The following is a 13,960-nucleotide window of genomic DNA, read 5'->3' as shown; positions in this document are numbered from 1 at the left end:
GGGGCATCGAAAGCATGGAGCAGACACAGGCCCGGCTGTTCATCGGCGGCGAGTGGGCCGACTCCGCCGACGGCGGCGCACCGTTCCCCAGCCTGGACCCGGCCACCGGCGCGGTGGTCGGGACCTTCGCCGAAGCCGGCCCCGCCGACGTGGACGCGGCGGTCGACGCGGCGCGCGCCGCGCTCGGCGCCCCGGCCTGGGCCGGGATCACCGCCGCCGAGCGGGCCCGGCTGCTGTGGCGGGTCGCCGACCTGATCGAGGAGCACGCCGGGGAGCTGGCCGAGCTGGAGACGCGCGACCAGGGGCAGCCACTGGGCGTCGCGCGGGACGTCAGCGTCGCCGGGGCGGCCGAGCACTTCCGGTACTACGCCGGGTGGTGCACGAAGATCGAGGGCGCGGTGGCGCCGGTGTCCTTCCCGGACACGCTGCACTACACGCGGCGCGAGCCGGTCGGGGTGTGCGCGCTGATCACGCCGTGGAACTTCCCGCTGATGATCGCGACGTGGAAGATCGCTCCGGCGCTGGCGTGCGGGAACACGGTGATCGTGAAGCCGGCGGAGCAGACCCCTGCGACGACGGTGCGGCTGGTGGAGCTGATCGAGCGCTCAGGGATCCCGGCGGGCGTCGTCAACCTGCTGACCGGCGGGCCGGCGGTGGGGCGGGCGCTGGTCGAACATCCGGGCGTCGACAAGGTCTCGTTCACCGGGTCGACGGCGGTCGGCAAGGAGATCGTGCGCGGGAGCGCGGGAAACCTGAAGCGGGTGACGCTGGAGCTCGGGGGCAAGGCGCCGAGCGTCATCGCCGCCGACGCCGACATCGACGCGGCGGTCGCGGGGAACCTGCAGGGCGGGCTGTTGAACAGCGGGCAGGTATGCGCGGCGTACACGCGGTTCTACGTCGATCGGCGGCGGGTGGACGAGTTCACTGAGAAGCTGGCGCGCGGCGCGGCCGGCCTGCGGCTGGGGAACGGGCTGGACCCGGAGACACAGCTGGGGCCGCTGGTCACCGCCGAACATCTGGCGAAGGTTGAGGGGTGCGTGCGGCGCGCGGTCGAGGAGGGCGCGGAGTTGGTGACCGGCGGGGCACGGTGCGACGGGGAGTTGGCGCGCGGGAACTTCTACCGGCCGACGGTGCTGGCCGGGGTGCGGGACGGGATGTCGATCGCGCGGGACGAGGTGTTCGGGCCGGTGCTGCCGGTACTGGCTTATGACGATCCGGAGGAGTTGGCGGCGCGGGCCAACGACACCGAGTACGGATTGGCCGCGGCGGTGTGGACGAAGGATTTGGCGACGGCACACCGGTTGGCGGCTGATATCCGGGCCGGGGCGGTGTTCGTCAACATGCTGCCGATTCCGGACAGCGGGGCGCCTTGGGGCGGGTTCGGGGCCAGCGGGTGGGGGCGGGAGATGGGGAAGTACGCGGTTGATGTGTACACGGAGGTCAAGGGCGTGTGGATGCATTTGGGCTGAGTGCTTCAACGACCCCTTTCCCTTCTGGTTCAAGGAGATTTCGATATGCCCGCCGAGAAGCTGCCCGCTGCGGCTCATCCGCTTGACCGCCTGAGCGAGGCTGATGTTCTCGCCGTCCGATCGATTCTGGAGAAGGCCGGGATGCTGGACGACGGTACGCGGTTCGCTTATGTGGGGGTTGAGGAGCCTGATAAGCGCGATGTGCTCGCGTTTCTGCCGGGGGCGCCGTTCGAGCGACGTGTCAGGGTTCTTCTTCTCGATGTGACGGACGGTCGGTCCCGCGATGTCGTCGTCTCGGTGAGCGGCGGGATTGTGGAGTCGGTGCGCGAGCCCGATGCCGAGCGGGACGGTCGGCTGCCGATCCTCGATGCGGAGTTCGCGGTGGTCGAGGAGATCCTTGGCGGGGATGCGGGCTGGCGTGCGGCTTTGGCGGCGCGGGGGTTGGTACCGGAGCAGGTGCGGGTCGCGCCGTTGTCGGCGGGGTCTTATGACCATCCGGGCGAGCGTGGGCGGCGGATCATCCGGTCGCTCGGGTTCCGGCAGGACCATCCTCGGGACAATCCTTGGGCGCATCCGGTCGATGGGCTCGTGGCGTATGTCGATCCGATCGCGCGGGAGGTAGTGAGCGTGATCGACACCGGTGTGGTGCCGGTACCGGCCGAGTGCGCGGACTTCGACGATCCGGCGTATGTCGGGCCTACGCGGGAGGGGTTGCGGCCGATCGAGATCACGCAGCCGGAGGGGCCGAGTTTCCGTCTGGTCGGCGATGTTCTGCATTGGCAGAACTGGAGCGTGCGGCTCGGGTTCGACGCGCGCGAGGGGTTGGTGCTGCATCAGCTGGCGTATCAGGACGGCGAGGAGGAGCGGCCGATCCTGTATCGGGCTTCGATCGCGGAGATGGTGGTTCCGTACGCCGATCCTTCGCCGGTGCGCTTCTGGCAGAACTACTTCGACGCCGGCGAGTATCTGTTCGGGCGGTATACGAACTCGCTGGAACTCGGGTGCGATTGTCTGGGTGACATCACGTATCTGGATGTGGTGCTGGCCGACGAGCTTGGCGTGCCACGGCGGGTCCGGAACGCGGTGTGCCTGCATGAGGAGGACTACGGGGTGCTGTGGAAGCACTCTGATGGCTGGACCGGTGCTTCCGAGACGCGGCGGCAGCGGCGGATGGTGGTGTCGTTCTTCACGACGGTCGGGAACTACGACTACGGGTTCTACTGGTATCTGTACCTTGACGGCACGATCCAGTTGGAGGCCAAGGCCACCGGCATTCCTTTCACCTCGGCCATGACGCACCGCGAGCCGGAGTTCGCCTCCGAGCTGGCGCCGGGCCTGGGCGCGCCGTTCCACCAGCACTTGTTCTGCGCGCGCCTGGACATGAGCGTCGACGGGCCGCTGAACGCGGTCGACGAGGTGGAGGCGCGCGCGCTGCCGCTCGGGGCGGGCAATCCGTACGGCAACGCCTTCACCCTGGACCGCACGCGGCTCGCGCGCGAGTCGCAGGCCCAGCGCCTGGCCGACCCGGGCCGCGCCCGCGCGTGGCACGTCGTGAACCCCGGGCACGCCAACCGCCTGGGCCGCCCCACCGGCTACGCGCTGCACCCCGAGGGCCAACCGGTGCTGCTGGCGCACCCCGACTCCGCGGTCCACCGCCGCGCGGCCTTCGCCGCCAAGCACCTGTGGGTCACGCGCTACGACCCGGCCGAGCGCTACCCCGCCGGGGATTTGGTGAACCAGCACCCCGGCGGCGCGGGCCTGCCGAGCTACGCGGCGGCGGACCGGGACATCGACGGCCAGGACATCGTGTTGTGGCACACGTTCGGCCTGACGCACTTCCCGCGCACCGAGGACTGGCCGGTGATGCCGGTCGACTACGCGGGCTTCACGCTGAAGCCGGTGGACTTCTTCGGGCGGAACCCGGGGTTGGATGTGGGGGCGGTGGGTCACGGGGCGGCGAGTGACGGGGCGGCGAGTGACGGGGCGGCCGGTGACGGGCATTGCTGCGGGTGACGGGGCGGTGGGACGCGGGGCGCCGGGGACGGGGCGGTGGGTCGCGCGGCGGCCGGTGGCGGGCATTGCTGCGGGTGATGAGCCGGGCTCGCCGGCACCAGCTCTCGGACATCGGTGCGCAGCTGGATATCAAGCGATCTTCAGCCGGATCTGCACTCCGAGTTCGGTGAAACCCAACGCGTGCGCCACCCGCTGCGACGCCGGCACTCGCGCGCGCCACTGCGGCAACATCCCGGCTGCGAGCGCATGCGCGACAGCGCTGGAGGCGGTCACTTTCGCCAGGCCTCGCCCTCGCGCACGGGGCGCGGTGAGGATGGCCAGGTGCGCGGTGTCGCGTGGCCAGGCCACATAGCCGGCGGCCGCGATGAGGTCGCCGCCCTCGCGGATGGCGAACACCGGCGAGGTGAGCTCGCCAATGCTCGCCTCGCCGCGTTCTTCCAGGCTGCACCGGCTTTCCAGAGCCCTGAGGTCGATATGGTCGGCGGGCAGCTGCTCGACAGCGGGACCGGAGGCGGGCCGGAACGCGTCCGGCGCGAGGTAGGCCAGGGCCGCAGGTCCGAGGATCTCGCCCGCCGGAAGCACCTCGGCGGCCTCCACCGGATCATGCAGCCGTTCGGGCGGACAGTCGGCGAGCGCCGCACGGACCGCGTCGGCGGTCGCGTCATCCGGAGCCGTTCCGATCCCGGCACCGGCCAGCACCACGAGGCCGACGGATCCCGGCGGGCACATCCCCGACCTCGGGGACGTCACGATGCTGATTCCCCGGTCCGGGAAAGCTACAGGAGCTGCGGCGATCTGGGTCCACAGGTCTCGTGCGCCCTGGAGGATCTGCGAATGCTGTCTCAAAGCCTGTGCTCAGTTCCCGCAGACGCTCTTCACCGAGGCCGAATCCGTCGTGACCTTCGCCGAGATGGTCGTGACGTCCGCGGCCGCCGCCTTGTCGCCGGCGTCGGCCTTGCCGATGGCCGCGACGAGCGAGGTGTAGTCGGCGGCGAACGCGGCCATGGCGGTCTTGGCGTTCGGATCGGTCGCGGCGGCGGCTTCCTGGGTGAGGCTTTGGGCCAGCGCCTGGCCGTTCTTGAGGGTCGTGGCCTGGTCCGTGGCGCCGTTGTTGCCGCTGATCGCGGCCGCGATCAAGGTGGCGAAATCGGTGCAGGATGTGGTCTTGGCCGACTGCGCGGGCGCCGACGACGAGCACGCCGACGCGCCCAGGGCCGCCGAAGCAAGCACGAGAACGAGCGCCGCTACGCGGGTGGTCTTCTTGCGGTGGGGCACCGGTTCACTCCCAGGAATGAGCCGGTGATCTTCACCGGCGTCTCCAGACTAGAGCGCGGCATCGGGCTATCGGCTCAATTCGGCTCGTCGTCGGGCAACGCTCGCGAAATCCAAACGCGGACCGGGCTCAGCACCTCAGCAGCATCTCGCCCCTCGAAAACCCCTCGCCCGCAGGCTCCGGCGACACGGATATTGGGGCCATGGCCCTGAACATGCACCTGTTCGCTGTCTTCCTGCTCACCACCGCGGTCGCGATGGTCAGTCCCGGCCCCGACATGCTCTTCGTCCTCGGCTGCGGCATCCGGGGCGGCGCCCGGGCCGGGCTGCTCGCCACCGCCAGCGTCGCCACCAGCGAGGTCGTGCACATCGCGCTCGCCGCGGCCGGCCTGTCGGCGTTCTTCGCCGCGGCGCCGACCGCGTTCACGGCGCTGCGCCTGGCCGGCGCGGCCTACCTGATGTACCTCGGCGTGCAGGCCATCCGCCACCGCGGCCAGGACCGGTTGGAGACCGGCAGCGGGGTCTCGGGGCGGCGCGCGTACCTGCGGGGCCTGCTGACCAACCTGGTGAACCCGAAGATGATCACCTTCACGATCGCGTTCCTCCCGCAGTTCGTCGACCCGCGCCTGGGACGGGTCTGGCTCCAGTTCGCGATCCTCGGCGCGGTCTTCATCGCACTGGAGTTCCTGGTGGACGGCGCCGTAGGCGTCTTCGCGGGGCGCATCGGCGGCTGGCTCGGCCGCCGCGAGAAGGCACGGCGCCGCCTGGACGCCGCGACCGGCGGGGTGTTCATCGGCCTGGGAGTGCGGCTGGCGGTGGAACGTTGAACGGTGAGCATCGCCGACGTTGGGCCTAACGGCTGAACTCCGGCCGGCGGCGGCGTTGCGGGCGCCGTGACGGCTGTGCCAGGGCTTTTGATGGCCGGTGGAAAAGGGAGGGCGTCCGGCCCGGTCCCTGACGCCGTGCCGCGGCCGGCGGCCGGGCCGAGAACCTGAAAGGCACCCGCATGCCCCGCTCCCTCCGCCGAATCGATTCCGGCTGGCGCCGCACCCGGGCCCGACGGCGGCTGCGCACGACCGCACTCTGCGTGGCCGGCGCCATGCTGCCCCAAGCTCTGGCTCTGGTCACGGCCGCGCCGACGGCGTCCGCACAGGACCCCTACTGCGGTACCGCCAGCACCAGCGACGGCGTCATCACGATCGGCTTCAGCGGGACCACCGTCCAGTGCTCCTACACGGTCACCGCGAACGCAGGGGGCGAATTCGCCTTCACTGTCCCGGCCGGTATCACGACCCTGAACGACATCACCGCGACCGGCGCGCCCGGCACCCAGCTGGGTGGATTCGGCGGCACGGTCACCGCCTCGACCCTGGCCACCGGCCCCGGCCAGACCCTGTACTTCGAGGTCGGCGGCGTCTACAGCGGCGTCGGCCCCGGCGCCTACAACGGCGGCGGCTCCCCCGGCTTCGAAGGCGGCGGGGGCGGCGGCGCGACCGCCGTCCAGACCTGCCCGGCGTCCGCCTGCGTGCTGACCGGAGACCCGGCCACCGACCCCCGCCTGCTCGTCGCCTCCGGCGGCGGCGGAGGCTTCCCCGAACCTTTGGGCGGCGGCGGAGGAAACGGGAACGGCACCGGCGGTATCGCCGGTCAGGCCGGCGCGCAAGGCGGCAGCGGCGGCGGCTTCGGCATCGGCGGGGGCGGCGGCGCCAGCTCGCTCCCCGGCGGCGACGGCACCACCGACGCCGGAGGCGCCGGAGGCATCGGCAACCCGGACATCGGGAACGGCGGAGCAGGAGGCGGGCCCTCCGCGGCCGTCGCCGGCGGCGGAGGCGGCGGAAGCTTCACCGACCCCGCGTCCGACGCCGGCGTCGGAGCCGGAGGCGGCGGCGCCACCGGAGGCGCCCTCGGCGGAGTCGGTTCGGAGGGCACCCCCGGCCTCGGCGGCCGAGGCAACGCCGGCGGCGGGGGCGGCGGCGGCTTCTTCGGCGGAGGCGGCGGCCAGGGCGGCGGCGGGGCCGGATCGTCCTACGCCTCGCCGGCGCTGGTCACCGGAGCGGTCGCCATCCCCGACACGACCGGCAGCCCGACGCTCACCTTCTCCTACTCCGTGCCCGGGGCGACACCGACGGCGCCTGCGGCTGCGGCTGCGGCGGCGGCTTCGGGTCGCCGGTCGCGGTAGGGACCGCCGACACCTGCACCAAGGCAGGGACGAGTGAGCCAGACCCCGAGTACCAGGGCCTGGCTCACTCGCTGGGTTTCCCGACTATTCGGTCACGTCACCGATGCCCCCAGCCACCGGAGACGTTCAGGAAACCGCTCGGCAGGTTGTCGTTGGGGTCCCGTCAATGGCTGTCGGCTCGAAATAGCTCGCGCGGCCAACGGGTTTGACGGTGGCGGTCGGCGCGATGGCGACCGACGCCGCGCCGGTCCGGATCCCGCCGCCAACGGGCCCCGGCGCCGGCGAGCGTGACGGCCCCGACGGCCAGGACGACCGAGTGCATGGAATGACGCCTCGAAGCCCTCTTGGCGCTGCTGGCAGTAGTGAGCATGCGTTTCCTTCTATTGGCCGTACGGACGAGTGGTACGCCCGCGGACCGGGGAGAGGTCCAGCGGGCGGCCGTGCTGTGTGGTCCGCCCCGTGTCGGTCACGTACTCCGGTCTAGCGCTGTGTCGTTGTCCGGTGTCGGAAGACGGACACCTGACAACAGAGTTCTGACAAACTCGTGGACAGCGATGCGTTATCGTTCTGTGACATTGGACGATCGGGGGATGCCGTGCCACGTACTGAGCAGCCATTGCCGCCGGACAGCGGGGTGTTGGGAGAGTTCGCAGAAGAACTCAGGGGTCTGAGACTCCGGGCGGGGATGCCGCCGTATCGCGAGCTTGCCCGGCGCGCGCATTTCTCGGCCACCACCCTTGCCGAGGCCGCCGGCGGACGCCGACTGCCGAGCCTGTCCGTGACTCTGGCCTTCGTCCGCGCCTGCGGCGGCGACGCGCAGGCATGGGAGCCGCGCTGGCGTGCGCTCGCCGCGGATCTGGCGTCGCGGGGCGGCCAGAGTCCGCAGGAAGACGCCGACTACAAGACCTGTCCCTACCTGGGCCTGGCTGCCTACGGTCCGGCGGATGCCGACCGGTTCTTCGGCCGCGAGGTGCTGACCGAGCAGCTGGTGGAAGCGGTCCGTAAGCAGCGTTTCGTCGGCGTCTTCGGTGCCTCCGGCTGCGGCAAGTCCTCGCTGCTGCACGCCGGGCTCCGAGCCTGGGCGGCCCGTCCGGTCCCCGAGGGCCCGTTGTGGCAGTGTGTGGACTTCACCCCGGGGCCGCATCCGCTCCAGCAGTGCGCAGCCCAGTTCGCCTGCCTGAGCGGCATCTCGGCGATCGGCCTGTTCCGCGACCTGAAGACAAGTCCGGAGGCGCTGCATCTCAGTGTCCTGCAGATACTGGCCGCCAGCGGGCCGAACAGCCAGTTGTTGATCGTGGTGGACCAGTTCGAGGAACTGTTCACGCTCTGCTCAGAGGAAGAGGAGCGCGAAGCCTTCATCGCCGCGCTCGCCGACGTCGCCCGGGCCGGCGAGAGCCGTGCCCGCGTGGTCATCGGGGTGCGCGCCGACTTCTACGCTCACTGCGCACGGTATCCGGCGCTGGTAGAACTACTGCAGGGCGCACAGTTCCTCGTCGGACCGATGACCGGCGAAGAGCTGCGGACCGCGGTCAGCCGGCCGGCCGCCGAGGCGGGCTGCGCCGTGGAAGCCGCTCTCCAGGCGCGCGTGGTGGCTGACGCCGCCCGGCAGCCCGCGGCCTTGCCGCTGGTCTCCCACGCCATGCGCGAGGCGTGGCGGCGCCGCCGTGGCAATACCCTGACTCTGGCCGGGTACGAAGCCTGCGGCGGCATCGCCGACGCTCTGGCGCGCACCGCCGAGACCGCCTTCTCCGGGCTGCCGCAGCGACAGCAGCAGGTGGCCCGACGACTGCTGCTGCGCATGGTCCGCCTGGGCACGAACGCAGAAGACACCAAGCAGCGACTGGACCGGCGCGAACTGGACCCCGACACCGCCGAAGTGCTCACCGCACTGGTCGGCGCGCGCCTGCTCACCGTCGACACGGACAGCGTGCAGATCGCCCACGAGGCGCTGTTGTCGGCCTGGCCGCGCCTGCGGTCCTGGATCGAGGAGGACCGCGCCGGACTGCTGGTCCGCCAGCGGCTCACCGACGCCGCCGCGGCCTGGACCGACGCCGGACACGACCCCGGCCTGCTGCTGCGCTCCGGCCGCCTCGCGGTCGCCGCGGAGTGGGCGTCGGGCCACCGGGACGATGTCCTGGGCACGCCGGCCCTCGATCGGTACCTGGCGGCGTCGCGGCGCCAAGCGAGTCGGGCGGCGCGGGCACGGACTCTGGTGATCGCCGCGCTGGCCGTTCTCAGTGTCCTGACCGCGACGACGGCGGCCGTGGCCCTCCAGCAACGGACGACCGCACGAGCCGCGCAGGACCATGTGGTCGCCGACGAGTTGGCCGTGGACGGCCCCGAACTGCTCGGCCAGGACAGTTCGATGGCGGCCCGCGCGGAGCTGGCGTCGTATCGGATGTACCACGACGCCGACATCGGTGCCGACTTGCTGAGCACCGAACACGCGCCCCTGGCTCGGGTGTTCGCCGTTTCCTCCCCGACGGTCTACGCCCTCGCGTACAACCCGAATGGGAGCGTTCTGGCCACCAGCGGGGGCGATGACTCGGACGGAAGCGCTCCGGGCCCGTCCGGGCGCGGCGGCCAGATCCGGTTGTGGGACGCGACGTCGTTCGCTCAGCTCGCCCCACCTCTGGCCTCCGGCAGACAGATCTTCGACCTCGCATTCAGTCCCGACGGCAAGCTCCTGGCCGGCTCCGGAACCGAGGCGGGAGTCCAGCTGTGGGACGTGTCGGACCCCAGACGCCCCGCCGCGTACGACATTTCGGCGACCGGCCTCGGTACCAGCCGTGCGGCGTCCGTCTCGTTCAGCCCCGACGGTCGGCTGCTGGCGACCGCGAACAACGACGACACCGTCGGGATCTGGGACATCTCCAACCCCTCGCATCCCCGGGCAGTCCAGCGGCTTTCGAACGGCGGCCAGGGCGTCGCGTCGGTCACGTTCGTCCACGGCGGGATCCTGGCCGCGTCAGGGCGCGACGGCACCGTCCGTCTGTGGGACGTGAACACCGCGGGCTTCAGTCCCCTGACAAAGTTTCGAGTCGACTCCGACGACAGCGTCGCCATGCAGGTCACGTTCAGCCCGGACGGTGCCGTCATGGCAGCCGCGGGCGACGACCACGCCGTCCAGTTGTGGAGCTTGGCCGACCGTGCTGATCCGACCCCGCTCGGACCGCCGCTCACCGGCCACAACGGCGCGGTCATGGCCATGACGTTCAGTCCGGACGGTCGGGTTCTGGCCACTGCCGGCGCGGACCACACCGTGCGATTGTGGAACACCGCCAACCCGGGCGCCGCGATCCAGCTCGGCCAGCCGCTGACCGGTCACACGGGGGCGGTCGACGCGCTCGCCTTCCGTCCCGGAGGCCACGAACTCGCCAGCGCCGGTACCGATGCCACCGCACGGATCTGGACTCTGCCCGGAACCGTGCTGGTCGGCCACAGCGCTCCCGTCACGGCACTCGCCTTCCGGCCGGACGGCCAGGTGCTGGCCAGCGGCGGCAAGGACGAGACGGTCCGGCTGTGGGACCTGGCCGACCCTTGGCACCCGAAGGCTCTCGGGGATCCGCTGGCCGATCGCGGCGGCACCGTGACCAACCTGGTCTTCCGAGCCGACGGCAAGGTCCTGGCCGGCGGTTCGCAGGACGGCACGATCCAGCTGTGGGACGTCTCAGACTTCTCACATCCGCTCGCGATCGACATGCTGCGGACGGGCTTCGTCGGAGCGGTGACCTGCCTGGCGTTCAGTCCTGACGGCCGTATCCTGGCAGCGTCCAGCGAGGACGGGACCGTACGCCTGTGGAACGTCTCCGATCCGGCGGACCCACTGGCGATCGCCTCGCCGCTGTACCGGTCCACCAGTTCCGTCCACGCCCTCGCCTTCACTCCCGACGGCCGCGACCTGACATCCGCCACCGACGCCGACACGGTCCGCCGGTGGCGGATGTCAGACCCCGCCAACCCCGTACCGCTCGTGTCCTCCCGCCTGGCCGGCGCGCCCGACGGGATCCTGGACCTGGCCTTCAGCCCCGACGGCAACACACTGGCCGCAGCCGCCCAAAACGCGGGCATCGACCTGTGGGACCTGACGGCCTGGTCGAGCCGGAAGCAGGCACCTCAGGAACCCGCACCGGCGAGCGGCACCGGCAGCGTCTCCACCGTCGCCTTCAGCCCGGACAGCCGCACGCTGGCCAGCGGCGCCACCGACGGCACCCTACGGTTGTGGGACACCGCGGACCCGGCCTCGACCGCACCCCGCGGCGCCGCGATCGCCGGGCACGACGGGCCCGTCGACGCAGTCGCGTTCAGCCCGGAGGACCGCCGCGTGGTCGCCACTGCCGGCGACGACGAGACCGTGCAGATCACCGTGCTCGACCCGCAGGCGGCGGGAGAGAGAATCTGTTCACTGACTGCGGGAGCTGAGGACAGGCAGCGATGGCAGCAGTACTTGCCGGATGTGCCTTACAAGAACCCCTGCCGCTGACGTGACCAGGCCATCAAGCAGCTTTTGTCACAGGATCTGATGCGTTCGTCCTGGGCTCCGAGTTGGCAGCACAACTCGAGCACCCCGCCGGTTGCGGCCACTGCCGGGACCGGCGGGGTGAACGATATACATCACCGTACGAAGATCGCACAGAGCGTTGAGACCGTAGTGACGAGCCCAACCACGAACCCGAGGACCCGACGAGGGAACTTCTCGAGAACGAGATGAAATCCACCAACGTGAATCGCCAGTGCTGGGATCTCGTTCGTGCAAGTACAGGACGATGCACGTCTTGCAATGGGAGGCATACGACAACTCCGGGAAGCTGACGGGACCCCGGCCCGGGAAAAACCACGGTGCCTACCGCTGGATGAACAGTCAGTAGGAGGGGGACGGCTGGCCGGGCACCATCCCGCTCGCCGAAGCGACGAGCGGAGGGGCTGTACGCGTCAGAGTGCCTACCAGAGCCGTGCGGAACTGGGCCGCAATCCGGGACGGCGGAGGGTAGCTCTGACGCCACCATCTCGGACACAGCGCCTCCAGCGCAGCCCTTCTCGCACGCGCTGAGTTTTGGTAGAGGCGGCGGCCGGCCGCGTCCTTGAGCAGTAGGCGCCGAGCAATTCGCTGCCACCGGTCCCGTGTCGCCGATTCACGCGGCGGCAGGGACGTACGAAGCTCGCGCTCTGCCTGGTCAAGTGCGAGAAAACGACCTGCATTGGCGAACTCGGCCAGCCCTGCCGACGGCTGCTGGCACAGTTTGTTGCCTGTACGCAGGTAAGGCACGGCGTGGAACTCGCGCAGCGGAGCCGCGTCGGATTGGTTCCGGAAGACGTACCCAGGCCGCCGGACCGCTCGGAGCATCCAGCCTCGACCGCGAAGAGACGGGATAGCCGGCGACCACAGCAACGTCTTCCCGGCGCCCGCATCGGCCACGAGCCATGCGGCTAGGGCGCGCTCTGCTCGCCAAGTCTCTTGCCGCGTCGTTTCCAACAGGCGCAGAACGTGGGTAATGGTCGACTTGCCCCGACCTGGCTCACCGAAGATGATCACTGGGGTGGTCGCGAGCGATTCCGCGACCGAGCCGAAGGATCTCGGGTTGTCGTGCACTCTCGCCTCCTCCCCAGAGGTTTATCCCAGAGTTCTGACTCATTGGCTGTCGCGATTCTACCGCCTTCGGTCCGTTTGCGACGGCTCATCGGTGTCTTGCTCGGCGTGCTTCTGGTCCCGCTGGTCACGATCGCAGCGCAGGCGTCGCAAGAGAGTCGGCGGGAAAGACGGCGGAGAACCGCCAACCGGCATCTATCAGTTGACGCCACTCTCGAGCCCTGACTTGGCCGCCAAGTCACGGAGCAGGTCATATCAATGTCGGGGCACCGTCTCGTCGCGCCAACGCGGGGCCTTCCACCGCAGCTAGGCTCTACAGCGGTTGCTACCTGAAGAGCGTGCTGGGCCGCGTCGACATCCCCGCTGCCCAGGATCGCGACGCCTGCCACGGCGGAGGCGGTCAACGGAAGCGGACAGCTTTCGTGACCCGGTTTCGTGTGGCCGGCCCGCCTACCCGAGGAACTTCACCAGCTCGGCGTTGACTTCATCCGCGTAGGTCCAGCACAGGCCGTGGTCGGCACCCTCGATCGCCTTGAACTCGCTGCCGCGGATCAGCGCGTGGGTCCGGGGGCCGCAGGCGTCGATCGGGAGGATGCGGTCGGCCGTGCCGTGCAGCACGAGCACCGGGACGTCGATCTTCGGCAGGTCTTCGCGGAAGTCCGTGTACCAGGTCGCCACGCAGGCGATCGTGCCGGTCGGCGAGGCCGCGACCGCCGTGTTCCAGCAGTCCTGGACCTCCTCGGGGCTGATGCGGGATCCCAGGGTCTGGTCCAGGTTGAAGAAGTTCTTGTTCCACTCGGTGAAGTAGGCGGCGCGGTCCGCGGTCAGCGCCGCCGCGATCTCGTTGAAGACCTCGAGCGGCACGCCGTCGGGCGTCTCCGGCGTCTTGAGCAGGTAGGGCGGGACGCCGGAGATGATCACGGCCTTGCGGATCCGGGACGAGCCGTAAGCCCCCAGATAGCGCGCGATCTCGCCGCCGCCCATCGAGTGCCCGGCGAGGTCGGCGTCCCGCAGGTCGAGCGCCTGGAGCAGCTTGTCGAGGTCGGCCGCGAAGGTGTCGTAGTCGTACCCGGTCACCGGCTGGCTGGACCGGCCGAACCCGCGCCGGTCGTACGTGATGACGCGCCGCCCGGCGGCCAGCAACGCCCGCTCCTGGCGCTCCCAGGCCCGGCCGCTGAGCGGGAAGCCGTGGATCAGCACCACCGGACGCCCGGAGCCGTGGTCTTCGTAGTAGAGGTCGATCGAGGCGGTGTTCTCGTGTCCCACGGTGACGAACGGCATGGCGGAGCTCCCTTTCCCGGCGATGCGTCGGTGGATCGGTGGATCGGTTGGTGGATCGGCGCTGTGGCCGACGCCAACCGCCACCTTTCCCCCGGTCGTCCAGCGACGCTTCCGGACCTCACCGAGCCGGCCCGCATCCGACCGGCCGACCAGCGGATT

At 70.6% G+C, this 13,960-nt stretch carries 8 protein-coding genes; 5 read left to right on the top strand and 3 right to left on the bottom strand.

Translation table 11 applies throughout. The annotated features are described in order from the left end of the window. The first annotated feature begins 14 nt into the window (after window positions 1-14). The gene (locus tag ABH920_RS17465; protein WP_370350056.1) at window positions 15-1,469 is read left to right on the top strand and encodes an aldehyde dehydrogenase; all 1,455 of its coding nucleotides are present in this window, start codon (window positions 15-17) and stop codon (window positions 1,467-1,469) included. A 45-nt stretch (window positions 1,470-1,514) separates the two neighbouring features. Then, window positions 1,515-3,482: a primary-amine oxidase gene (locus tag ABH920_RS17460; protein WP_370350055.1), complete on the top strand. Its 1,968-nt coding sequence runs from the start codon at window positions 1,515-1,517 to the stop codon at window positions 3,480-3,482. A gap of 129 nt (window positions 3,483-3,611) precedes the next feature. On the opposite strand, the gene ABH920_RS17455 is transcribed toward ABH920_RS17460, so the two are convergent. Then, on the bottom strand, window positions 3,612-4,184 hold the full coding sequence (locus ABH920_RS17455) for a GNAT family N-acetyltransferase (protein ID WP_370350054.1): 573 nt from the start codon (window positions 4,182-4,184) through the stop codon (window positions 3,612-3,614). 153 nt (window positions 4,185-4,337) lie between these two features. Further along, window positions 4,338-4,757 (bottom strand): hypothetical protein, encoded by a 420-nt coding sequence (locus ABH920_RS17450; RefSeq protein WP_370350053.1) that lies wholly within the window; start codon window positions 4,755-4,757, stop codon window positions 4,338-4,340. Between the two features lie 200 nt (window positions 4,758-4,957). Here ABH920_RS17450 and ABH920_RS17445 point away from each other — a divergent pair, with 200 nt between their 5' ends. The 3 genes from ABH920_RS17445 (at window position 4,958) to ABH920_RS17435 (ending at window position 11,416) form a co-directional block, all read left to right on the top strand. Then, on the top strand, window positions 4,958-5,581 hold the full coding sequence (locus ABH920_RS17445) for a LysE family translocator (protein ID WP_370350052.1): 624 nt from the start codon (window positions 4,958-4,960) through the stop codon (window positions 5,579-5,581). Between the two features lie 179 nt (window positions 5,582-5,760). Continuing rightward, complete coding sequence (locus tag ABH920_RS17440) at window positions 5,761-6,933, top strand: hypothetical protein (RefSeq protein WP_370350051.1); 1,173 nt, start codon at window positions 5,761-5,763, stop codon at window positions 6,931-6,933. A 685-nt stretch (window positions 6,934-7,618) separates the two neighbouring features. Further along, a complete protein-coding gene (locus tag ABH920_RS17435) occupies window positions 7,619-11,416 on the top strand; it encodes a hypothetical protein (protein ID WP_370350050.1) in 3,798 nt (1,265 codons plus the stop codon). Between the two features lie 1,554 nt (window positions 11,417-12,970). Here the strand turns inward: ABH920_RS17435 and ABH920_RS17430 are convergent. After that, entirely contained in the window at window positions 12,971-13,801 is an 831-nt protein-coding gene (locus ABH920_RS17430) for an alpha/beta fold hydrolase (protein ID WP_370350049.1), read from the bottom strand. Between the last annotated feature and the right edge of the window lie 159 nt (window positions 13,802-13,960).

The organism is Catenulispora sp. EB89 (assembly GCF_041261445.1).
In the GTDB taxonomy this organism is placed as follows: Bacteria; Actinomycetota; Actinomycetes; order Streptomycetales; family Catenulisporaceae; genus Catenulispora.
The sequence above is the reverse complement of the archived record's forward strand: the minus strand, read 5'-3'. Positions and strand labels throughout refer to the sequence as shown.